Raw genomic sequence first — 23588 nt, forward strand, 5'->3', positions numbered from 1 at the left:
TTTGGGTATTCAACCACAAAACTAATCATGATTGATTTATATATTAAACGCATTGTTATTCATCAATTTACACCCAACGATACTGAGCTGATCTTGTCAGACCAATTGTTGACAATCACGCCACGTATTGATGAGTATTTTCGTAAAAAACTAAGCAAAGTTTTCTCAGATGAAGCTAAACGTGGAATGTTTGCAGAAGATAATGTCTTTCTTAGCTATTTAAGTGATGATTTGATGGAGTCATCTGTTAAGATTGCCCAACTTTGGAAAGAAGAATTTGTCATCTCGGAAAATCAAAAAACAAATGATTTGGTTTTTATCCAATTTGACAAAGACGGTGTTGAACATTTTGCCTTTCTTCGTATTGCTTTGAAGGAAAATTTCACCCATATTTCTAGTGATAGTGAAAGTCCGATTAAGGTGACACAAAATAATCTGCCGTCAGCTGCGCAAACACCAGATGAAGCTTTGGTGATTAATTGCTCTAATCATCATTATTATTTGATTGAGAAGCGTGTCAAGCATAATGGTAGCTTTGCTAATTATTTTTCAGAAAATCTCTTGCAAGTCCAACCAGAGCAATCGGTGAAAAAATCGATAAGAATGGTTGAACAAACAGCGCAGAAAATTGCTGAAAGTTTCCAACAAGATGATTTTGCTTTCCAATCCAAAATGAAAGCTGCTATCCATAAAAATCTGGAAGAAGAGCAAGAATTATCACCAGAAAAATTGGCAGACCAACTTTTTGATAGTAATTTGACTGCTCGTTTAACTTTTGTTGATGAGTTAAAAGAAAGTATTCCAGAACCAATTCAAGTAGCAGATATTGACCATTCACGTCAGACGAAAAAATTGGAAAATCAGAAGTTATCCCTATCCAATGGTATTCAACTGATTGTACCTAATAATGTCTATGACGACGCTGAATCGGTAGAATTTATCCAAAATCCAAATGGAACCTATTCTATCTTGATTAAAAATATAGAGGATATTCAAAATAAATAATGTTTAAGTTCTTAGGGCGTCTAATCATACTGGGCTTTGTCATTTTTTGTGGTTACCAAACGTATGTGGTTCACAAAAACGTACAAAATGTTTTACAGTATAAAGATATGGTCAAGGAGATTTTAGACGACAACGATACCACCGCCAATGTTGATTTGGTCTTGGCGATGATTTACACGGAGACCAAGGGAGATGACGGTGATGTTATGCAATCAAGCGAAAGTTCAGACGGTGTTGCTAATTCCATTACGGATAGCCAGACCAGTATTCGTCAAGGCGTGACGGTACTTTCAGAAAATCTTACCTTGGCAGATGAAGCAGGAGTAGATGTCTGGACGGCCGTGCAAGCTTACAATTTCGGAACTGCTTATATTGATTACGTGGCAAAAAATGGTGGCGAAAATACGATTGCTTTGGCAACAGCTTATTCTCGTAATGTTGTCGCTCCAAGTCTTGGAAATACAACGGGAGAAACTTATTTTTATTACCATCCCCTTGCCCTTATCTCAGGTGGAAAATTGTATAAAAATGGTGGGAATATTTATTATTCTCGTGAAGTTCACTTTAATCTGTATTTGATTGAATTGATGAGTTTATTTTAAAATGACATGAGAGCTAATGCTCTATTAGAAAAGAGAAGAATGAAAGCATTAAGTCATTATTTTAAAGGGTACCTCAAGGAGACAATCTTAGGTCCCCTTTTCAAATTGTTTGAAGCATCTTTCGAGCTTTTAGTTCCGATTATTATTGCTAGAATTGTTGATACCATTATCCCTCATCATGATAAAAATCACCTTTATATGATGGTAGGGCTGTTATTTTTACTGGCAATTGTTGGGATGTTTGTAGCTATTACAGCACAATATTTTTCTTCCAAGGCTGCCGTTGGCTACACACGTCAGTTGACAAAGGATTTATTTAAAAAAATCATGGGCTTGAGTAAAGAGGATCGTGACCAGCTGACAACATCTAGTTTAGTAACGCGTTTGACAAGCGATACTTACCAAATTCAAACAGGTATCAACCAATTTTTACGTCTGTTTTTACGAGCACCGATTATTGTTTTTGGTGCGATTATCATGGCATTTACCATTAGTCCTAAAATGACGATTGACTTCTTGTTAATGGTGGTGATTTTGTTTGCGATTGTCTTTACCATGTCGCACTTGCTCAATCCGATTTACGCAAAGATTCGTCAGGCTACCGATAGAATTGTCAATATGACACGCCAGCAATTAGAAGGTGTGCGTGTGATTCGTGCCTTTGGTCAGGTTGTAGCAGAAGAACAAGAATTTGCGGCAGCCAACCAAGATTATACTGACTTGCAAATTAAAGCTGGTCACCTATCAAGTCTCGTAACGCCGTTGACTTATCTGGTGGTTAATGGCACATTGATTTTGGTGATTTGGCAAGGAAATCTTGAAATCGGTCGTGGGCTTTTGTCACAAGGAATGTTGATTGCTTTGGTGAATTACCTCTTGCAAATTTTGACGGAATTGCTCAAGATGACCATGCTTGTCACATCATTGAACCAATCTTTTATCAGCGCTAAACGTATCACAGAAGTATTTGAAAAGGATTCTGAAAATTTGGCAACTGAGCTGATACAAAGTGAGTCAGCATTTGCTTTGGCGGTCAAAGACATGACGTTCACCTATCCAACCGCTGCCGAGCCGTCGCTGTCACATATTGATTTTAGTGTGAACGCTGGTGACTTTTTAGGTGTGATTGGTGGAACAGGCTCTGGGAAATCAACTTTAGTCGAACTTCTCACTCATCTCTACACACCGCAAGAGGGAAGCTTAGCTATTTTTCAAAATCAGCACTCTCCTAAAACACTTGGGGAATGGCGTTCTTGGGTCAATGTGGTGCCACAAAAGGCAGAGTTATTTCAAGGAACAATTCGTTCAAATTTGATTTTGGGAATTCGTGATGAGGTGAGTGATAATGAGCTCTGGAGAGCTTTGGATATTGCTCAAGCTAGCGATTTTGTGTCAGAAAAAGAGGGACAATTGGATGCCAAGGTTGAGGCATTTGGTCGTAATTTCTCTGGCGGACAACGTCAACGTTTGACAATTGCGCGTGCGCTTGTTAGAAAAGCGCCGTTCTTAATCTTGGATGATTCGACATCAGCGCTTGATTATTTAACAGAAGCGAAGTTGCTATCAGCCATTCATGAGGAATTAAAAGAAGTGACTCTTGTTTTGATTTCACAACGCACTAATAGCTTGAAAGCAGCTGATAAGATTTTGCTGCTAGATAGAGGACATCAACTTGGTTTTGCCAGCCATGATGAGTTACTCAAGCAAAATGATGTTTACCGCGCTATTCATTACTCACAACACCAAGAAGAAAAGGAGGCGTAAGATGAAGGCAAAAAATCAAAATCATACTAGCCGCCGTTTGTTCCAAGATCTTTTATCACAAAAAGGACTTGTTCTTGGTGCCACACTTGGAACGATTGCGCAAGTCGCTCTGACCGTTTATTTGCCTATTTTGATTGGGAATGCGGTGGACGTTGTCTTATCTCCGAAATCAATTAGTTTAATTGTGCCAATTGTAGCGAAAATGATTGTTGTTGTCGCTTTGAATACCTTGGTGCAATGGGTGAATCCATTGATTTATAACCGTCTAACGTTTGGTTACATTTACACATTGCGTCAAAAAGTCATGGAAAAATTAAACCAGATGCCGATTTCTTATCTTGACAAGAAAAGTTCAGGTGATTTGGTTAGTCGTGTGACAACTGATGCCGAACAATTGAGCAATGGTCTGTTAATGGTGTTCAATCAATTTTTCATTGGTATTCTAACGATTATCATTACCATTGTGACAATGGCTGATATTGATTTGTTAATGCTTGGTTTGGTGCTAATTTTGACACCATTATCACTTTTCTTAGCACGTTTTATTGCTCAAAAGAGTTATCATCTTTATCAAAATCAAACAAAATCACGCGGGCAACAAACGCAGTATATTGAAGAAATGATTCGTCAAGAAAGTTTACTCCACACCTTCAATGCGCAAGATATGGCTATTGACACTTTCACGACGATTAATGATACTTATGCTGATTACTCACAAGGAGCTATTTTCTATTCTTCAGCGGTTAATCCGTCAACGCGTTTCATTAATAGCTTGATTTATGCTCTCTTGGCAGGAGTAGGGGCACTTCGGATTATGTCAGGCGCTTTTACAGTTGGGCAATTGACAACTTTCTTGAATTATGTCAATCAATACACCAAGCCATTTAATGACATTTCATCCGTTTTGTCAGAATTGCAGAGCGCCATTGCCTGTGCAGAACGTCTCTACGCTATTTTAGACGAAGAAAATGAGCCTCTTCCAGTAAAAGCTCAGCTTAACGCGGATAGTATCCAAGGACAAATTGAATTCAAAGATGTGTCGTTTGGTTATACTAGCCAAAATACCTTGATTAACCACCTTAATTTATCAATCCCAGCGGCTTCAAAAGTGGCTATCGTTGGACCAACGGGGGCAGGAAAATCAACTTTAATCAATCTTTTAATGCGTTTTTATGAAGTCAATAGCGGAGCTATTTATTTGGATGGCGTTTCTATGGCAGATTATTCTGTATCAGAATTGCGCCAACAAATCGGTATGGTATTGCAAGAAACGTGGCTGAAAGTTGGAACGATTCACGATAATATTGCATATGGAAATCCTGATGCTACACGCGAAGAAGTCATTGCTGCCGCAAAAGCAGCCAATGCTGATTTCTTTATTCGTCAGTTGCCAAATGGTTACGATACTTATCTGGCTGATGCAGGAGCGTCATTGTCGCAAGGACAACGTCAGCTGTTAACGATTGCTCGAATTTTTGTCAAACTACCAAAAATCCTAATTCTCGATGAAGCAACTTCATCTATCGATACTCGGACAGAAGTGTTGATTCAAGAAGCTTTTGAAAAATTAATGCAAGGAAGGACAAGTTTTATCATTGCACACCGCTTGTCAACAATTCAATCAGCTGATTTTATTTTAGTCATGGTAGATGGTGACATTGTTGAACATGGTACGCATGACGATTTAATGGCAAAACAAGGCGTTTATTACCAAATGCAAACAGCCCAAGCAGGGTAGAAAAGATGTGAAAGTTGTCATCGTTGTTTACGTAAATATAATTATGTAAACAGATGTAAGAATTTTTCGATTCTCAGTTTAAATTAGAAAAGAAACTCCCTTAGAAATCGCTATTCTAAGGGAGTTTCTTTGTATTCATTAGTGATTTGGTCCCCATGCGCTGACAGATTTTTCATTAACAGGAAAAACGCCATAGCCTTGCGCATCAATCGTGACCTCGGTCTGATTATTTTCTAAGGCGTCTGTAAAAATGTGGTTAGCCCATTTCTCGCCAACAAATAAGCGTTTTGAAGTAGCGTTAGCATTACTGATGAGTATAGCTAGTGCTGTGGGGTGTTCATCATCCCCAAGACAAGTCCACGCAATGCAATTTGGGTCATCAAAGTAATCCTCTTCCTGTCCATAGACAGCTGTTTGACGAAGTTGCAACAATTGGTCAATCTCGTTTTGGAAATTTTCTTGCGCAAATTCGTCAGAAATGCCGTAGTAATCACCATAGAAAATACAAGGCAATCCAGTCTGACGAAGTAGAATCAAAGCGTAAGCAGCAGGCTTAAACCATTCTGCAATGGTTGATTCCAAAGCCTGCCCACGTTGTGTGTCATGGTTATCGACAAAAGTAACAGCAGAATCTGGGTGATTCTTGACCAAGGTTTGGTCAAAAATTGTCCGCAAATCATAATCTTCCATTTCTTGGCTAGCTTCAAAGAGATTTTGATGAAGGCGGACATCTACCAAATCAAAACGATAATCGGTATTTTCCAAGTAATCGTTGTTAGACTGTTCATCACCATTCCAAAATTCACCAAAGACGTAGAAATCGTCGCCGTATTTTAATTTCATATCACGGATAAAATTGCCCATGAAGAAAGAATCAATGTGTTTGATAGCGTCTAATCGAAAACCAGCGATACCAGTTGTTTGAACAAACCAGTCTGCCCAATCGTAAATGTTTTTAATGACTTGAGGGTGTTTGAAATCCAAATCAGCATACATCAGATAGTCATAATTCCCATTTTCACCGTCAACTAAACCTTGATTTGCCCAACCTTTATTGTCGCCTTGAATTTGAAAAATTCCAGTTTTTCCAGTTTTGACATTATAATCTGTTCCTGTAAAATGATACCAATGCCACTCAAAATCATTATAGGTTTTATGCCGACCTGCAAAGGTAAAATTTGTCCAACCTTCGATTTCAAAAGGCTCACTAAGAACCTCTGTGCGGTCCTCTGGCACCACTTCGACAACAGTAAAGATTTCGGTGTGGTCAGCTGCTGCCTTGTGATTCAAAATCACATCCGCTAAGGGCTCAATACCATTTTCTTTTAAGCTAGCAATGGCAGCGAGATAATCGGCTTTAGTTCCATATTTGGTTCGAATCGTTCCTTTTTGGTCAAATTCTCCGAGGTCGAAAAGGTCATAAACACCATAGCCAACATCGCCAGCGTGTGTAGCCTTAAAAGCAGGAGGTAACCAGATTTTAGAAATGCCTTTTTGAGCTAGTTCGGGAGCATCAGCTGCTAATCGTTGCCAGTGTTTCCCGTCATTTGGTAAATACCATTCAAAATATTGCATCAGAGTTTCATTTGTCATAATAAGGCTCCTAGGAGAAAGACTTTTTTCTTTCATTTTACCAAAAAGATAAAATAACGCAAGCGTTTGCGTAATAAAAAATATCTCTTCCTATCAAAACAAGCAAAGAATTCTGGTATAATATTTTCTAAAATGATGTGAAGAGGAGTTTAGGAATGATGAAGAATTCTTGATTCAATTAGACTTTGAGAGAAACTAAAAAATCTGAGAAACAAATCTCAAATTTTTCAAGTTTTAAAGAAAATGTAGCGCCCATTCACCACCATAAGTGAGAATTAACACGTGTCCGATAATGGAAATTGGTTTACAAAGGATAATGATTTTTGAAAAAGTTTTAAAGGACATGTTGCTAAGCGCGGCTAACATCACAAGTAAATCAGCAGGTGCAAAGGGTGATATCATACATAAAATAAAAAAGATAGTAAATGATCTATGGGTGGCAACGAGTTTTTCATATTTATTGAAAGTAGCTTCTTTGACGAAAAGCAGGCAAAATCGTTTTCCATACCAACGTGTCAGTAAAAATAAAATAGTCGAACCAAGAATAATACCAATGCAACTCGTTAAAATACCAATAACTGGGTGAAAAGTCATAACAGCTAAAACCATGGTCAAACTAATAGGGACAATTGGCACAACAACCTGCATCATTTGTAGAAGAATGAAGAAAAGTGCTCCTAAAAATTTATCTTGCCCCACAAGCGTTTGTAATTTAGCCTGATTGGTTAGATAGCCATGCTGATAAAGCCAAATCACAAAGAGACAAGAAGCGATAAAAACAATAGCTGAAATGATGTGAATCAAACGTTGCACAAGTTTGTAATTGTTAAACAGAAATCTCATCTCCAATCTTACTTAATGATATTTATTGTAAAACTTTTTGCTAACATCAGTCAACTTTTTAAGATTCATTTATCACTTTTTTAAAATAGGTCTCAAGACGGATGTTTCCTATCCTAGAAAGTCATATAATATAACTATCCTAAAAACTTTTCATATAACTCCTAAGCAAGTGGTTTTCCAGCCGCTTGCTTTTTTTATCCTTCCCTCTGCAAGGACAAGGGATATCTTCTTTGGTAAGTCCCATTCTTGCTGAATCCAGTAAATAGATGGTTAAAATGGAATAACTGCCCCTTGGTGTCTTATTATCATTTTAGGAGAGTATTTCTGTTTAATGTATTGATCAAAATTTTTTCTTTAATTTTGTTAGTTAGGAAGGGTTATTTAACAAAACACTTATGATTATTTTCATATGACTAATTGTACTTTAAGATTTTATTGTTGATTTTTAAACAAAAAAACAAAAAAATAAACAAGAAAGGGTTTACAAATAAAAAAGGGTGTGCTATAATAAACGCATAATTAAATAAAGCAAGCGTTACTAAGCGGGATTAGGCGTGATCATAAATGAATTTGGAGAGACAATCATTAGACTTGTATTCCTTAATTTATATTATGATTACGCCTTTTTGCTTAGCTAATCAGGAGGGATTATGTACCAAATAATATCTTCTATGAATAACAATGTTACTTTAGCACAAGATGTGAATGGAGAAGAAGTTGTTTTGATTGGAAGTGGTATTGGATTTAACAAGAATAAAGGTGATACCGTCAATGAAGAAAAGATTGAAAAGATTTTTCATCTTCGAACAGAGGAATCAAAAGAGAACTTTATTTCTTTATTAAAAAATATACCATTAGACTTCATCACGGTTACCTATGATGTTGTAGATTGTCTGTCTAAGAAATATCACTATCCGGTACAGGAATATATTTATGTGACATTGACAGATCATATTTATTGCTCCTATCAAGCCCTTGTAGCTGGAAAATATAAGTCTAGTAGTCTTCCAGATGTTTCTTCCAAATATCCTATTCCCTATCAAATAGGGCAAGAAGCACTTGATATTTATCGTAAGAACTTACTCGAGTCGCTTCCTGACGAAGAAGTTAGCAGGATTGCTTATCACTTTATGAATGCTGAAGGAGTGATGATATTACAAAAAGAGAAAAATTTAGAAGTAAAGAAAAATATTTTACATTTAGTTGATGGTGTTCTGGAAAAGAACAATATCAAACGAACAAGTGAAAACAGTAGTTTTTATGATCGTTTTATGATTCATTTGAATTATTTTTTAGATTCTTTAAATCGAAGTGAAAACGAAAACAAATCATGGTTGGAGATAGAGAAGCAAGTACGATTAACTTACCCTTTAGCCTATCGAATTGGTAGTGATATTTACGATATTGTCACCCGAGAGATGGAGGTAGACAGTTATAAGTGTGAGAAAGTGTTTTTAGTTTTACATATACAGCGATTATTATAATAATGATTAAGGAGAATTTTATCATGAATAGAGAAGAAGTAACATTACTTGGTTTTGAAATTGTAGCCTATGCTGGTGATGCTAGGACAAAGTTGTTGGAAGCTTTGAAGGCAGCAGAGAGAGGAGAATTTGATAGGGCAGACGAGCTCGTAAAAGAAGCAGAGGATTGTATTACTGAGGCACATAAAGCACAAACAAATTTATTGACTAAAGAAGCATCGGGTGAAGATATTGCTTATAGTGTAACAATGATGCACGGACAAGATCACTTGATGACAACCTTGTTACTAAAAGACTTAATGCAACATCTTATTGAGTTATATAAAAGAGGAGTAAAATATGAATAAGCTAATTGAGTTTATCGAAAAAGGCAAGCCTTTTTTTGAAAAGTTATCACGTAATATTTATTTAAGGGCCATTCGAGATGGTTTCATTGCTGGAATGCCTGTTATCTTATTTTCTAGTATTTTTATCTTAATTGCCTATGTACCAAATGCCTTTGGTTTTTATTGGCCTTCGGGCGTTGAGACTCTCTTGATGAAACCATATAATTATTCAATGGGACTCTTAGCAATGTTAGTTGCTGGAACTACGGCTAAATCATTGACTGATTCTATTAATCGTGACATGGCAGCAACAAACCAAATTAATTACATGTCAACATTACTGGCTTCTATTGTAGGTCTATTGATGTTGGCAGCAGACCCTACAGCGGATGGTTTTGCAACTGGATTTTTAGGAACTAAAGGACTTCTGACAGCCTTTTTAGCAGCTTTTGTTACTGTGACTATCTATAAGGTTTGTGTGAAAAATAACGTTACCATTCGCATGCCTGACGAAGTACCACCTAACATTTCACAAGTTTTTAAAGATGTTATTCCGTTTACTTTATCAGTAGTTTTTCTTTATGCTTTGGATATTTTAGTGCGCCATTTTGTAGGTACAGGTGTGGCAGAAGCGATAGGTCAGTTTTTTGCACCACTTTTTTCTGCAGCAGATGGTTATGTTGGTATTACTTTTATATTTGGTGCCTATGCTTTCTTCTGGTTTGTTGGTATTCATGGTCCATCTATTGTTGAACCGGCTATTGCAGCTATTACCTACGCTAATATTGATACGAATTTAGCTCTTATGAAAGCTGGGGAACACGCTGATAAAGTTTTAACTTCAGGAACACAAATGTTTATCGTTACAATGGGGGGGACAGGAGCAACTCTTGTCGTTCCATTCATGTTCATGTGGCTATGTCAATCAAAACGTAATAAGGCTATTGGACGTGCTTCAGTCGTGCCAACCTTCTTTGGGGTAAATGAGCCAATTTTATTCGGAGCTCCAATTGTTTTGAACCCTGTCTTCTTTGTGCCATTTATTTTAGCACCGATTGTTAATGTTTGGATTTTCAAATTCTTTGTTGATACACTTGGTATGAATAGTTTCACGACTAACTTACCATGGACTACTCCTGGACCTTTGGGAATCGTTCTTGGTACTAATCTTCAACTTCTTTCATTTATTTTGGCGGCTCTCTTGATTGTGATTGATGTTATAATCTATTATCCATTTGTCAAAGTTTATGACCAACAGATTCTAGAAGAAGAACGTACGGGGAAGTCTAATGATTCTCTAAAAGAAAAGGTAGTTGCAAACTTTAATACTTCTAAAGCAGATGCTATTCTTGAAAAAGCAGGAGTAGGCGGTGAAGAAACAACTGTTCACAACAATATTGTCAAAGAAACCAACGTTCTTGTCCTTTGCGCAGGTGGGGGGACTAGCGGACTTTTAGCAAATGCTCTTAATAAGGCAGCTGCTGAATATGGCGTACCTGTTAAAGCAGCCGCAGGTGGATATGGTGCTCATCGTGAAATATTACCAGAGTTTGATTTAGTTATTCTTGCACCACAGGTGGCATCTAACTATGAAGATATGAAAGTGGAGACTGATAATCTTGGGATTAGGCTTGCTAAAACTGAAGGTGCTCAGTATATTAAATTAACCCGTGATGGACAAGCTGCTTTAGCCTTTGTGCAAGAACAGTTTAACTAATTAGTTAGCAATATTTGAGATGAGTGATAGTTCACCTCCTTTGACTATTATTCATCTCAAATGCTATTGATATTGAAAGGAAAGAATATGACAAAAACATTACCTAAAGATTTTATTTTTGGTGGTGCTACAGCTGCTTATCAGGCTGAAGGTGCGACTCATGTAGATGGAAAAGGTCCTGTTGCTTGGGACCAATATTTGAAAGATAATTACTGGTATACAGCTGATCCAGCTAGTGATTTCTATCATCAGTATCCTGTGGATTTGGAATTGGCAGAGCAGTTTGGTGTGAATGGCATTCGTATTTCAATTGCCTGGTCACGAATTTTTCCTAAAGGCTATGGCGAAGTTAATTCTAAAGGTGTGGCTTTTTACCATAAACTTTTTGAAGAGTGCCATAAGCACCATGTGGAACCTTTTGTAACACTTCATCATTTTGATACGCCCTTAGCTTTACACTCTAATGGTGATTTTCTTAATCGTGAAAATATAGATCATTATGTTAATTATGCTGATTTTTGTTTTGAAGAATTCTCTGAGGTTAATTACTGGACGACGTTTAATGAAATTGGTCCAATCGGAGATGGTCAGTACTTAGTGGGGAAATTTCCTCCAGGTATCCAGTATAATTTGGCAAAAGTTTTTCAGTCTCATCATAATATGATGGTTGCTCATGCACGTGTTGTTAAATTATATAAGGATAAAGGGTACTCAGGAGAAATTGGTGTTGTTCATGCTTTGCCAACTAAATACCCGTATAACCCAGAAAATCCTGAAGATGTCCGTGCTGCCGAGTTAGAAGATATACTCCATAATAAATTTATTTTGGATGCAACTTATTTAGGTGGCTACTCTGAGGAAACGATGAAGGGTGTTAATCACATTCTAAAAGTAAATGGTGGAGAATTAGATCTTCGTGAAGAAGATTTTGCTGAACTTGAAGCAGCAAAAGACTTAAATGATTTTTTAGGGATTAATTATTATATGAGTGACTGGATGCGAGCTTGTGACGGTGATACTGAAATCATTCATAATGGAAAAGGTGAGAAGGGAAGTTCTAAGTATCAGATTAAAGGCATTGGTCGTAGAGAAGCGCCAGTAAATATTCCTAAGACAGATTGGGACTGGATTATTTATCCACAAGGATTATATGATCAAATCATGCGCGTGAAAAAAGATTACCCAAACTATAAGAAGATTTACATTACAGAAAATGGTTTAGGCTATAAAGATGAATTTGTAGACAATACCGTTTACGATGATGCTCGCATTGATTATGTCAAAAAACATTTAGAAGTTATTGCAGATGCTATTGAAGCAGGTGCAAATGTTAAAGGATACTTTATCTGGTCATTGATGGATGTATTTTCTTGGTCTAATGGATATGAGAAACGTTATGGTCTATTCTATGTTGACTTTGAGACACAAAAGCGTTATCCAAAGAAAAGTGCTTACTGGTATAAACACCTTACTGAAACAAGAGTTATCCAATGATAATAGTCATTTTCTTATTATCCTATTGAAAAATATGATTGTATGCTAAAAGATAGTGAAAATCTACTGCTAAATGTATGAAAATATGCTACAATTAAAGAGAATACTGTTAGCTTAGTGCTGACTTTAATAGAAAGGGTAATAATGACTGACAATTCTAGTTTGAATAATGTTCAAAAAATCATTGTTCTTGATTATGGTAGCCAGTACAACCAATTGATTGCACGTCGTATCCGTGAATTTGGTGTGTTCTCAGAATTGAGAAGCCACAAAATCACAGCAGAAGAAGTGCGCGAGATTAACCCAATTGGTATCGTACTTTCAGGTGGTCCAAATTCAGTTTATGCTGACAATGCCTTTGGTATTGATGAAGAAATTTTTGAATTGGGTATTCCAATTCTTGGTATCTGCTATGGTATGCAATTGTTGACTGATAAACTTGGTGGTAAAGTTGTTCCAGCAGGTCAAACTGGTAACAGCGAATATGGTCAATCAACACTTCGCTTAAAAGCAAATTCAAAATTATTTGCTGACACACCAGAGAAACAAACCGTTTTAATGAGCCACGGTGATGCAGTTACCGAAATTCCAGCAGGTTTCCACCTTGTTGGCGATTCTGCTGATTGCCCTTACGCAGCCATTGAAAATACTGAGAAAAACATTTATGGTATCCAATTCCACCCAGAAGTTCGTCACTCAGTATATGGTAATGATATTTTACGTAACTTTGCTTTCAAGATTTGCGGAGCTAAAGGTGATTGGTCAATGGACAACTTCATTGAGTTGCAAATTTCTGAGATCCGCAAAAAAGTTGGAAACCGTAAAGTTCTTCTAGGGCTTTCAGGTGGTGTTGATTCATCAGTTGTTGGTGTTCTTCTTCAACGTGCTATCGGTGACCAATTGACATGTATCTTCGTTGACCACGGTCTTCTTCGTAAAGGAGAAGGGGACCAAGTTATGAATATGCTTGGTGGTAAATTCGGATTGAACATCATTCGTGTTGATGCTTCAAAACGTTTCTTAGACCTTCTTGCTGGTGTTGAAGACCCAGAGAAAAAACGTAAAATCATTGGTAATGAATTTGTCAGTGTATTTGATGACGAAGCAAGCAAACTTAAAGGTGTTGACTTCTTAGCACAAGGTACTCTTTACACAGACGTTATTGAGTCTGGTACAGATACTGCCCAAACAATCAAATCACACCACAACGTTGGTGGTCTCCCAGAAGATATGCAATTTGAATTGATTGAGCCACTCAACACACTGTTCAAAGATGAAGTTCGTGCGCTTGGTACAGCTCTTGGTATGCCAGATGAAATCGTTTGGCGCCAACCATTCCCAGGACCAGGACTTGCTATCCGTGTTATGGGTGAAATCACAGCTGAACGTCTTGAAACTGTTCGTGAATCTGACGCTATCCTTCGTGAAGAAATTGCTAAAGCAGGTCTTGACCGCGACATCTGGCAATATTTCACTGTTAACACAGGTGTTCGTTCAGTTGGTGTTATGGGTGATGGACGCACTTACGACTATACAATCGCAATTCGTGCTATCACATCAATCGACGGAATGACAGCAGACTTTGCACGTATCCCATGGGATGTGCTTCAAAAAATCTCAGTCCGTATCGTAAATGAAGTTGACCACGTCAACCGCATCGTCTATGACATCACAAGTAAACCACCAGCAACAGTTGAGTGGGAATAATAATTTAAGTGTATCCGAGTCCCGGAAATCCTTGATAGTAAAGGTTTTTCCGGGATTCTTGTTTTTTACTGGCTACAAATTGGCTACATTAGGCCGGATTTTTGTAGCCATCGGGTTAAATAGCCAAGCTGTCCAGTTGTTTGGCTACCTCTACCTGCTTGTTGGGATATAGGTGGCTGTAGGTGTCCATGGTGGTCTGCACACGTTCGTGCCTTAAGCGTTCTGCAATCAGCAGGGGCGATAAGCTCATATCCACCAGCAGGCTGGCGTGGCTGTGACAAATATCATGCACACGGATTCGTTTTACACGGATTGTTGCACACCGTATTCCATCTCATGGTAGAGAAAGCTCTTGGTATAGGGGAACAGTCGGTCATCCGGCTGAAGCCCATAGCAGCGGCTTATATAAGTACGCTGTTTTTCAAAACCTCTGGTATAGTGACAACTCGGTTGCTCTTGGGCGTTTTGGGCGGCGTGATGACATCCTTGCTGTTCATTTGCTGATAGCTTTTGCTTATGCTCAGCGTGCTTTGGGTGAAGTCAATGTCTGCCGGGCGTGAGAGCCAGAAGCTCCCCTTCACGGATGTCGGTATAGTACATCGTCATAAACACCGCATAGCTTGCCGAGTTGGAACAGACCATTGAGCGTGTTCAGCAGCAACAGGTGTCTATTAAGACGGTGGAGCAGATTGAAGCAAAGTCCCTGCCACTGACCTTTAAGGTAGCGATTGAGAAAGAGGATTATCAGACGTTGGTGACAGCGGCACAGAAATAGGTGGTGCAGGAAAAGCAGGAAGGGAAGCTGAAAAAGCTGATGAAAGAGACTAGGAAAACGGTTTTAGAGCTGAAGGATACGAAGGGATTGGCGGAGTATAAGTCTACTCGTGGACAAGTTCGTAGTAGTCAGCTGGAACAGGAGAATAAAGAACTTCGTAAAAAGTTGAGTGGGTATGAGGAGGTGATTGCTCGGCATAACTTGTGGGGATATTTTGCCAAGAATAGAGAAAAAGCACCGATAAAGACTGATGAAAGATAGCGTTAAGTCGAAAATTATATGTATAAAATGTTTACTTGTGAAAATTTAAAAATCATTGACAAAATTATTGTTATACAATACTATTTATGCAGGAGGTATGTAGGGATGGACGAAATTCAAAGAATGCAGGAACATCTTTATGCAGAAATAATAAAATACCCGGATGAGACTGAAATGTTGAAAAACATATTAGATGTTTTTGTGGACTATCCTGAAAAATACAAGCAGGAGGATCGTGAAAGTCTTATGACAAAAGCAAATTTAGTTACACCGTCAATTCTTGCAGGTACAGTAACAAGAAAAGCGGTATCTACGGAATGGATGCAGACCGCAAGTGCGCTTGGTGTGGCAGTTGCTATTGCAACAGAGCCTATTGGAAATGGTCGGAGGTTTAATGGGGGAATGGCTTGTGAAAATTACTGTTGGTAGTGGTAAGAAAAATAAAGACAGTAAGCAACGGTAGAGGTTTGAGCTTGGTATCAGACGCAAAATTTGTAAATTCTCTTATAGAATCAAAATGGAGGTGTGACCAATATGGAATATGCAATTATAGGAATTATCATTGTGGTAGTACTTGTTACCAGTATGGTAATTTCTAAAAAATCAAAGAAAAATGCATCTGATGTTGTAAACGAGGGGGTTAGGCATATTGAAGAAAAAACGGAAGTTCAGTTGGTTCCGTCAGAAAACGAATTGCAAGAACTTGTTATTCAAATGGAGATATTGCCTGCTGCAACCATCCCCGATGAGAACAAGCTGGTTGAAATCAGTGACAGTAGGGTTCTGACTCATGTAAATAATCTGATTCCAGGATTAGCTCAAGTGGGTAATGTTGTGAATAATGCGGTTCAGGCAGCTCAGGGCAATGGAGAGGTTCTTTATAGAGCGATTATTCCAGTCGGTGCGAAATTGACTGATTCGAAAGCTATGGGAGGCGCTGTTCGAGGAATTTATCACGGTGCGGATGGTATTCGAGGACATGCAAATTTGGTGGCTGTTGAAGCTCAAAAAGGTACGGCTGTTGTAGCGAACACCGCTGCTGCAGCTATGGGTGTGGCATCAATGGTTGTTGGGCAGTATTATATGACCCAGATTAACGCCGAGTTGGGCGAAATCAGTGATGGAATTTCCAAGATAGCAGATTTTCAAGACAACGAATATCGTAGTAGGGTGTTCTCGCTGGTTGCCCATGTGAAGAAGATTGCGGATTTCCAGATTGAAATTCTTGAGAATACTGAGCTGAGGCTTTCGAAGATTTCACAACTTGATAGTCTTGAGGAAGAGTGTACGCAGCTTCTTGGACAGGCTAATCTTGCTCTTGTGGGTTACACAGATAAGAATAATCTTGATTATGACGCTTATGAAAAAGAATTAACAGAAGTTCAGAACTGGTATATGTACCAGAAATCACTGCTGGATATGATCAACAAGATATCTGAGCTAAGATACACATTACACTTGGGTGCTGTATCCAGAGAACACTGCGTAGCATTGTTGCCTACATACACAAATCAGGTTGCGGAAACGCAGAAACGTTTGACTGGATGGCATCAGACTACGACTGAACGTTTGGGCATTGATATATCAGAGGTGCGCCGCAAGAGAGCTGGTTTTGATGGAGTGATACATTTCCTCCCGGGTTTGTTTAACGATAATCTGAAGTTTAGAACTATTGAAAAAGACACTGCAAGAATGATAGAAAAACAGTCTGCTAGCAACATACATGAATATGATACTTCGGATTTGTATGCAGAGGATGTTCAGCTGATTTCTAAGGATGGAAAGATATACTATTTACCAACTGAAAAATAAAATAGTATTTGGGTGAAAACTAATTTGATTGGAGAAAATATAAGGGCATAAGATTAACAAGCATAAGCACTCCTGGTGGGGGAGTTGCATGGGAATATACCAGAGCAGAGGGACACTCTACTCCTCTGCCGATATCCCAGAGCAAAAAATCAAAGTATTTATTAGCTCAATTTATGGTGTGAAGAAATATGATAAAGTACGAGCTGACTTAAAAAGTGCTATTGAGAGCACACAATTAGCTGATGTATACGTTTTTGAGAGTAACGGTGCTTCTACACTGTCTGCAGGATCCCATTACGCATGGGCATTGGAAGATAGCGACATTTGCATCTTCTTAATTGATAATGCCGACGGAATTAAGCCAGGGGTACAAGCGGAAATCGGTACTGTCAAAAAACATAATATTAAGTCTTTGTACTATTTCTGTGATGAAACACAAAAAGAAAAAACTCCGCTTGAACAAAGCTTGATGCCATAGCACTTCTCATTTGCATTGCAGTAAAATATCCTGAAGACTATACAAGAAATCAATGTATATATGAGAAACTGTTTGAGCAGCAGAAGGCTATTGAAGTTGCCGACAATTCGATTATTTCATCTAATATCGATGGCATTTCCTTGAAAATCGGATTGCAATTATTGTATATCGCCATGGGCAAAGATGTGTATGCTGATATACTCGAGTTGATGCTGTATATTCAGGGCGATGTTGCAACAACAATCACAGTAACTGATTTGATCGTTGAATATTTAGAGAATTCAGATGATGTTATTTTGCCATCCAAAATAGAGGCAGTTATCCTTCAGAATATTTTACAGTGGCTCCATTCTGAATATACAGATATCAGATGGTATGCCACACGCATTCTTCTTACCATGTCTTGTAATCCGGAGAATTGCGGCATCGTAAACCATCAGTTGGTAAATCTTATTGATTCTGATAGCGTATTTATTAAAAACTTGATTATGCGACACCTTCATGAAATAAACGGGATTACTGATGGAACAAAAGAGTATATTATTTCCAAATGCAGTCATGATGCTAATTTTGTTGTTAGAATGGTTTGTGATGAAGTGGTATAAGGCGTAGCTGAAGAGTAGAATGGAATATCAGCCGAGCAGCTACCCCTTGCCTGGCTGATGCTAAATTATGCGAAAATCAATTCTGCGTTGATGATCTCCTCTGCGCGGTTGCGGATGTTGTTCATAGCCTTGACCCATGCCAGCTGCGTTACAAGTAAGTCGAGCTTATTGCGAGCCTGAGTATCAATGTCAGTGAGATAGCTATACAGCATGCCGCTGAGAACGAGGTCATTGTAGAGCATAGGACGGTACTCTCTGAGGTATTGCTGGTGCTTCCTGTCCCAGATACCGATAGGGTGTACTTCTTCCTCTGGAATGACCAGACACGGCAGATAATAATCTCCATACAGTTCATACCAAAGACCGTTGCTGTTATCGTAGATGTATTTTTCCATATTGCAAACCTCCGTGTATCATTTATTTGCAGTAGTTCTGAGTGGCTTTGAGGTAAATCGGCCAGCGGAGGTTTGAACTGTAGCCGTGGCTACAAAACGGCTACAAAATTCTTAAAGACGTTCTGGAAAGCCTGAAATATGTGGATTATGTGGACGAAAAGCGTATTAACAGTGCGGTTTATCACGAGAAATTAAGGTCTGGTGCTCGAGTGGGAATAGAGAATATTATAAATAAAACCGCATGAAATCAATTGTTTCAGCGGTTTTATTTTTTGCTTAACACCAATTTGACACCAAAAATCACTAACCTTCAGTAATATTGCATGTTATAAGAGGAGGTACGTAATTATGATTTATACGATAGAATAGATTTTTTGCAACAATACCTTCTTTAGCATATTTAACAAGATTATTGCTATCTAGATTTACAATAAATTAAATACTTTTTAAGGAAATGATAAATAGCCAATATATTGTACTATCTAAAATAAGGAGGGAGATCAAATGAATATTTCAAAAATATTAGGAATGCTAAAAAATTAACTCAAGAACAATTTACAGAAAGAATTAACGTTTCAAGAAATGTAGTTGCAAAACTGGAGACTAATAGAGGATGCCCAGATATTCAAAATTTAATTAATATAAATGAAACATTTAATATTAGTTTAGGTGAATTGGTAAAAGAAGATAACTTAGTAAAAAACAAAATTATAGCAGAGAGTTTTTCAAGAAAGTTGCATTTTTGGTTCTATTGTATTTTCTAATCTTTCATAGAATACTTATGATTGGATTTCTTATTTCGACTTTTTTATGCTAGGAATAGAAATATATGTGTTTATAAAAGATAAAGTTTATAAAACGAAAAATTGAATTAAAAGATATAGATTAGATATAATCCTGATAATTAGAATCAATACCTTCTTGTGCTAGTTGTCCTCGAAAGCCGACCGGATTTGATTAGCTTTTTTACATTGCAATTTTCTATTTGTTGCCAAAGCTACTAAAAAGCTTGATTTTGTCAGTTACTCATTAATTTTTTAGTATATTAAGTTATATAAATCATACTTTTTATATTTAAAGAGAGTTAACATAATGACATCAGAAGATAAAAAATATGCATAGACGGCGACTTGTTTTGGAAAAAGGTCAAGTTGTTATTCCAAAGCAAGGGATGTTTTTGGGATAAAATCAGGCTGTCTTTTGTTAATATAATTAGCATAACTATTGACAAATGGTAGAAAGGGGCTTAGCTTTGTACAATACAGAACTAAATCCTTATCATAATTGATTGTCCAACTTTTTGGGTCAGCACTATTGCTAGTGCTTTTTATGTTCATTTAGGGTTAAAGGAGTTTAAATTTACCAGCTAGGTGCATTAGTGGAAGAATTAAGGGCTTCTTCCCAGTCTGGATTGGCTAATTTACAAAGAGTAATAGAAATACCTGCCATATTTAAAGAGGTAATTAATCTTCCAAGCTTGATAAATTTAATATTTAGTCTATCGATATCAAGTAGCTGTAAAACATCGTTTGAAAAAATAAGTTCTTCTAAACGAGTTGTTGCTCCTAAATTATTGATTAAAAGAATATAGGGATCTTTAGGTTTCCACTTTAAATTCATCCTAAGTTTATTTATAAGTTCGTTGGCTAAAAGTTCGGATGAAATAAATTTCTCTGTCCGATAACCTTCCTCACCATGAATACCAATACCATAGGAGATAGTATCAGGTGCAAGTTTAAACATGTCATTTTCGTGATTAGGTAAATTAGCTGGTTTCGTTGCTACACCAAGTGTTGCCATTGATGTAGAAAGTTTTAGTGCCACTTGTTCAAGCTCATCTAAACTAGCACCGTTTAGGGCATAGTAACCTAAAATTTTATGTAGTAGGATAGTACCTGCAACTCCTCTATGTCGAGTTCTGAAGTTTAATTTTTCTATCGAGATATCATCGTGAGAAACAATATATTTGATTTTTATTCCTATCTGTCTCGCTAATGTAATCGCCTCTGAAAATTCTTTTAAGTCTTTCTCAAAGTTTTTTATAATAAGAAAAACGCCTTTTCCTTTATCAACAAACTTAATTAGTTCAAAAATCTGCTTCGCTTTTGGCGGTTCAAAAATAGGTCCGCTGATTGCCGCAGTTAACATGCCCTCACCTACATACCCAAAGTGAGCTGGTTCGTGACCACTACCCCCGCCAGAAATTATGGGAATAATATTTGAATCTTGTTTATTGTTATAAATCGCAGGTAAATTGGGAACTTGTGATAAAAAAGGATAAATGCGTACCAAAGCATCTATACTTTCTTGAAGAGCATTTTCTATTTGATTGTATATTTGACTCATTGTATTCTCCTAATAATTTTCAACAGATACCTGTATAAGTCGAATTAATCTCTGGGAATCAATCGGTTCAGAATTTTTATTAAGTATAAAATCTTTAAAGGTGTCAGCGAGTGCGTGACTGTGATAGGAAATAAAAAGGTCATCATCCTTTATAGATAATTTGGAAGTATCTGTATATTCGTTAATAATTTTTAAAATGATTTGCCGACAATATTCAATGAAATATTGATTAATATCATTTTGAACATTCATATTAAAAAGTTGTTGGTAAAAATAGCGATTAGTTTCAAAAAAATACGACAATTCTTTTAATAATTGTAACCCTGATATAAATTCTAAGTTATCAGTAACTTGTTCACTTAAATCGTTTTTGAAAATCCATTCCACTAAATCGTATTTATCCAAGAAATAATTATAGAATGTCTGTCGGCGTATGCCTGCCCTTTCCATAATATTACTAACAGATATTTTTTCAAATTCTTTTTCCTGTAAAATTTGAATAAAAGCCTGAGCAATCCTTTTTCGAGTGATAAGAGATGTAGCCATAATATTGGCTCCTTACTTGATTATGATATAAGTTTATCATAATTCACAATTAAAAAAACGGACAAAGCTTAAAAACTGTCCGTTCCTTTTAGTTTATACATCTTCTATAATGAAGTTGAAAATAAATCAAAAGGAGACGAAACATGAAGAAAATTATTAATGAACCAACAAAAGTAGTGGATGAAATGCTAAATGGTTTAGAGTTTGTACATTCAGACTTAGTTAAACGCGTAAAAGGTTTTGATGTTATTCAGCGTACCTCTGAAAAGACTGGAAAAGTTGCGATTATATCAGGTGGAGGCAGTGGTCATGAACCAGCTCATGCAGGATTTGTAGGTGAGGGCATGTTATCGGCAGCAATATGTGGTGCTGTGTTTACTTCACCTACACCAGACCAGATATTGGAGGCAATTAAACAATCTGATGAAGGCGCTGGAGTATTTATGGTTATAAAAAATTATTCTGGTGATGTTATGAATTTTGAAATGGCGAAAGATTTGGCTGAAATGGAAGGAATTGCAGTAGAAAGTGTTGTTGTTGATGATGATATAGCTGTTGAGGATAGCTTATATACACAAGGCAAACGAGGTGTGGCTGGTACAATTTTCGTTCATAAGATTTTAGGAAACGCAGCTGAGAATGGAAAATCACTATCTGAAATAAAGGAATTGGCTGATAAATTAGTGCCTAATATTCATACCGTTGGATTAGCCCTTAGTGGTGCAACGGTTCCTGAAGTTGGTAAACCAGGTTTTGTTTTGGACGAAAACGAAATAGAATTTGGTATCGGTATTCACGGGGAGCCAGGTTATCGTCGTGAAAAAATGCAACAATCATATGATTTAGCAAAAGAATTAGTTAATAAATTATTGGAAAATTTTGATGATACTGAAGGAGATTTTGGAATGTTAGTAAATGGTATGGGTGCAACACCACTTATGGAACAATATATTTTTGCTAATGATGTTCGTAAGTTATTAGATGAAAAAGGGATTAACGTAACATTCAAAAAACTTGGTAATTTAATGACGTCTATTGATATGGCTGGCATATCATTAACATTGATTAAGTTAGAAGATGATGAATGGCTAAATGCGTTGGAAGCACCAGTAAATACAATTGCTTGGTAAGAGAGGTAGAATTATGCAAGTAGAAACAGCAAAAAAATGGATGGTATTATTCAACCAGAAGATTCAAGATAATAAAGATTATCTTTCAGAATTGGATACCCCTATTGGAGATGGTGACCATGGTGGAAATATGTCGCGTGGAATGGCTGCAGTTGTAGATGAAATCGGAGAAAAAGAGTATGAATCTACCTCTGAGTTATTTAAAGCGGTAGCAATGCAGTTATTGAGTAAAGTAGGTGGGGCGTCAGGTCCTTTATATGGTTCTGCTTTTATGGGAATTTCAAAATCTGAACAAGATAGAGGAAGCCTTTCTGATGATGTTAAAGCAGGTTTGGAAATGATAAAAAAGCGAGGTAAGGCAGAAATTGGCGAAAAAACAATGGTTGATGTTTGGGAACCTGTATTAAAAGCCTTGGAAACTAATTCATTAACAATCGACCGAATTAATGAGTATGTTCAAGCTACTTCTCCTTTAAAAGCTACAAAAGGACGTGCTTCATATGTTGGTGAACGTTCGATTGGTCATATTGATCCTGGAGCATTTTCATCAGGATTATTATTTAAAGCACTAATAGAAGCGGAGGAATAAAGATGTCTAGTACTGGTATCGTTATTGTTTCCCATTCTAAAAATATTGCACAAGGAATTGTTGACTTAATATCAGAAGTTGCTTTTGAGATTTCAATAACATATGTTGGTGGAACTGAAAAAGGAGAAATAGGGACAAGTTTTGAACGTGTCCAAGAAGCAGTGGAGGCTAATAAAGCAAATGTACTTCTGGCTTTTTATGATTTAGGTTCTGCAAAAATGAATTTAGAAATAGCAAGAGATTTTTCAGAAAAAGAAATTGTTATTAATAATGTTCCAATAGTTGAAGGGGCTTATACTGCGGCGGCTTTGCTGCAAGCTGGGGTAGAACTTGAGGAAATTTCAAAACAACTACAAGAACTGGAAATAAGTAAGTAGG

The 23588-nt window shown here is 37.1% G+C and carries 23 protein-coding genes; 18 read left to right on the forward strand and 5 right to left on the reverse strand.

What is annotated here, in order from left to right; translation table 11 throughout:
- The first annotated feature begins 27 nt into the window (after nt 1–27).
- Genes E8M05_RS05235 through E8M05_RS05250 form a run of 4 tightly spaced genes read left to right on the forward strand, consistent with a single transcriptional unit; the run spans nt 28 to nt 5109 of the window.
- Complete coding sequence (locus E8M05_RS05235) at nt 28–1005, forward strand: nucleoid-associated protein (protein ID WP_003064647.1); 978 nt, start codon at nt 28–30, stop codon at nt 1003–1005.
- The gene (locus E8M05_RS05240; RefSeq protein ID WP_003064649.1) at nt 1005–1607 is read left to right on the forward strand and encodes a lysozyme family protein; all 603 of its coding nucleotides are present in this window, start codon (nt 1005–1007) and stop codon (nt 1605–1607) included. The genes E8M05_RS05235 and E8M05_RS05240 overlap by 1 nt, the downstream gene beginning before the upstream one ends.
- A 39-nt stretch (nt 1608–1646) precedes the next feature.
- The gene (locus E8M05_RS05245) at nt 1647–3371 is read left to right on the forward strand and encodes an ABC transporter ATP-binding protein (RefSeq protein WP_041974015.1); all 1725 of its coding nucleotides are present in this window, start codon (nt 1647–1649) and stop codon (nt 3369–3371) included.
- 1 nt (nt 3372) lies between these two features.
- On the forward strand, nt 3373–5109 hold the full coding sequence (locus tag E8M05_RS05250; protein ID WP_003064652.1) for an ABC transporter ATP-binding protein: 1737 nt from the start codon (nt 3373–3375) through the stop codon (nt 5107–5109).
- Nucleotides 5110–5247: 138 nt separating this feature from the next.
- Here the strand turns inward: E8M05_RS05250 and E8M05_RS05255 are convergent, their stop codons facing one another.
- Both E8M05_RS05255 and E8M05_RS05260 read right to left on the reverse strand, forming a co-directional pair.
- A complete protein-coding gene (locus E8M05_RS05255; protein ID WP_041974019.1) occupies nt 5248–6702 on the reverse strand; it encodes an alpha-amylase in 1455 nt (484 codons plus the stop codon).
- A 234-nt stretch (nt 6703–6936) separates the two neighbouring features.
- Nucleotides 6937–7545 carry a TVP38/TMEM64 family protein gene (locus tag E8M05_RS05260; RefSeq protein ID WP_003064655.1) on the reverse strand — a complete coding sequence of 203 codons (609 nt, stop codon included), beginning with the start codon at nt 7543–7545 and terminating at the stop codon, nt 6937–6939.
- Nucleotides 7546–8195: 650 nt separating this feature from the next.
- Between E8M05_RS05260 and E8M05_RS05265 the strand changes: the two genes are divergently transcribed.
- The 10 genes from E8M05_RS05265 to E8M05_RS05315 all read left to right on the forward strand — a co-directional run bounded on the left by E8M05_RS05265 (nt 8196) and on the right by E8M05_RS05315 (nt 18204).
- Nucleotides 8196–9029 carry a PRD domain-containing protein gene (locus E8M05_RS05265; RefSeq protein ID WP_003064658.1) on the forward strand — a complete coding sequence of 278 codons (834 nt, stop codon included), beginning with the start codon at nt 8196–8198 and terminating at the stop codon, nt 9027–9029.
- Nucleotides 9030–9052: 23 nt separating this feature from the next.
- A complete protein-coding gene (locus E8M05_RS05270) occupies nt 9053–9376 on the forward strand; it encodes a PTS lactose/cellobiose transporter subunit IIA (protein WP_013851795.1) in 324 nt (107 codons plus the stop codon).
- Entirely contained in the window at nt 9369–11072 is a 1704-nt protein-coding gene (locus E8M05_RS05275; protein ID WP_013851796.1) for a lactose-specific PTS transporter subunit EIIC, read from the forward strand. The genes E8M05_RS05270 and E8M05_RS05275 overlap by 8 nt, the downstream gene beginning before the upstream one ends.
- 87 nt (nt 11073–11159) lie before the next feature.
- Entirely contained in the window at nt 11160–12566 is a 1407-nt protein-coding gene (lacG, locus tag E8M05_RS05280; protein WP_013851797.1) for a 6-phospho-beta-galactosidase, read from the forward strand.
- 144 nt (nt 12567–12710) lie between these two features.
- Nucleotides 12711–14273 carry a glutamine-hydrolyzing GMP synthase gene (gene guaA / locus E8M05_RS05285; protein WP_013851798.1) on the forward strand — a complete coding sequence of 521 codons (1563 nt, stop codon included), beginning with the start codon at nt 12711–12713 and terminating at the stop codon, nt 14271–14273.
- A 778-nt stretch (nt 14274–15051) separates the two neighbouring features.
- On the forward strand, nt 15052–15309 hold the full coding sequence (locus E8M05_RS05295; protein WP_069788982.1) for a hypothetical protein: 258 nt from the start codon (nt 15052–15054) through the stop codon (nt 15307–15309).
- 105 nt (nt 15310–15414) lie between these two features.
- A complete protein-coding gene (locus E8M05_RS05300) occupies nt 15415–15738 on the forward strand; it encodes a hypothetical protein (RefSeq protein WP_013851800.1) in 324 nt (107 codons plus the stop codon).
- Nucleotides 15739–15843: 105 nt separating this feature from the next.
- A complete protein-coding gene (locus tag E8M05_RS05305; protein WP_013851801.1) occupies nt 15844–17121 on the forward strand; it encodes a hypothetical protein in 1278 nt (425 codons plus the stop codon).
- A gap of 88 nt (nt 17122–17209) precedes the next feature.
- On the forward strand, nt 17210–17599 hold the full coding sequence (locus tag E8M05_RS05310; protein WP_013851802.1) for a hypothetical protein: 390 nt from the start codon (nt 17210–17212) through the stop codon (nt 17597–17599).
- A 140-nt stretch (nt 17600–17739) separates the two neighbouring features.
- The gene (locus tag E8M05_RS05315; protein ID WP_048791141.1) at nt 17740–18204 is read left to right on the forward strand and encodes a hypothetical protein; all 465 of its coding nucleotides are present in this window, start codon (nt 17740–17742) and stop codon (nt 18202–18204) included.
- 65 nt (nt 18205–18269) lie between these two features.
- On the opposite strand, the gene E8M05_RS05320 is transcribed toward E8M05_RS05315, so the two are convergent.
- A complete protein-coding gene (locus tag E8M05_RS05320) occupies nt 18270–18599 on the reverse strand; it encodes a TnpV protein (RefSeq protein WP_043910174.1) in 330 nt (109 codons plus the stop codon).
- Between the two features lie 521 nt (nt 18600–19120).
- Between E8M05_RS05320 and E8M05_RS11850 the strand changes: the two genes are divergently transcribed.
- Nucleotides 19121–19363 carry a helix-turn-helix domain-containing protein gene (locus tag E8M05_RS11850; protein ID WP_081482933.1) on the forward strand — a complete coding sequence of 81 codons (243 nt, stop codon included), beginning with the start codon at nt 19121–19123 and terminating at the stop codon, nt 19361–19363.
- A 595-nt stretch (nt 19364–19958) separates the two neighbouring features.
- Here the strand turns inward: E8M05_RS11850 and dhaQ are convergent.
- On the reverse strand, nt 19959–20945 hold the full coding sequence (gene dhaQ / locus E8M05_RS05330) for a DhaKLM operon coactivator DhaQ (protein WP_013851804.1): 987 nt from the start codon (nt 20943–20945) through the stop codon (nt 19959–19961).
- A gap of 9 nt (nt 20946–20954) precedes the next feature.
- Nucleotides 20955–21491, reverse strand: coding sequence for a dihydroxyacetone kinase transcriptional activator DhaS (gene dhaS / locus E8M05_RS05335; RefSeq protein WP_013851805.1), 537 nt, complete (start codon nt 21489–21491; stop codon nt 20955–20957).
- A 143-nt stretch (nt 21492–21634) separates the two neighbouring features.
- Between dhaS and dhaK the strand changes: the two genes are divergently transcribed.
- The 3 genes from dhaK to dhaM are packed head-to-tail and all read left to right on the forward strand — an operon-like array spanning nt 21635 to nt 23587.
- A complete protein-coding gene (gene dhaK, locus E8M05_RS05340; protein ID WP_013851806.1) occupies nt 21635–22621 on the forward strand; it encodes a dihydroxyacetone kinase subunit DhaK in 987 nt (328 codons plus the stop codon).
- Nucleotides 22622–22634: 13 nt separating this feature from the next.
- Nucleotides 22635–23210: a dihydroxyacetone kinase subunit DhaL gene (gene dhaL, locus E8M05_RS05345; protein ID WP_101774213.1), complete on the forward strand. Its 576-nt coding sequence runs from the start codon at nt 22635–22637 to the stop codon at nt 23208–23210.
- 2 nt (nt 23211–23212) lie between these two features.
- A complete protein-coding gene (dhaM, locus tag E8M05_RS05350) occupies nt 23213–23587 on the forward strand; it encodes a dihydroxyacetone kinase phosphoryl donor subunit DhaM (RefSeq protein ID WP_013851808.1) in 375 nt (124 codons plus the stop codon).
- Nucleotide 23588 lies beyond the last annotated feature (1 nt).

The organism is Streptococcus pasteurianus (assembly GCF_004843545.1).
In the GTDB taxonomy this organism is placed as follows: Bacteria; Bacillota; Bacilli; order Lactobacillales; family Streptococcaceae; genus Streptococcus; species Streptococcus pasteurianus.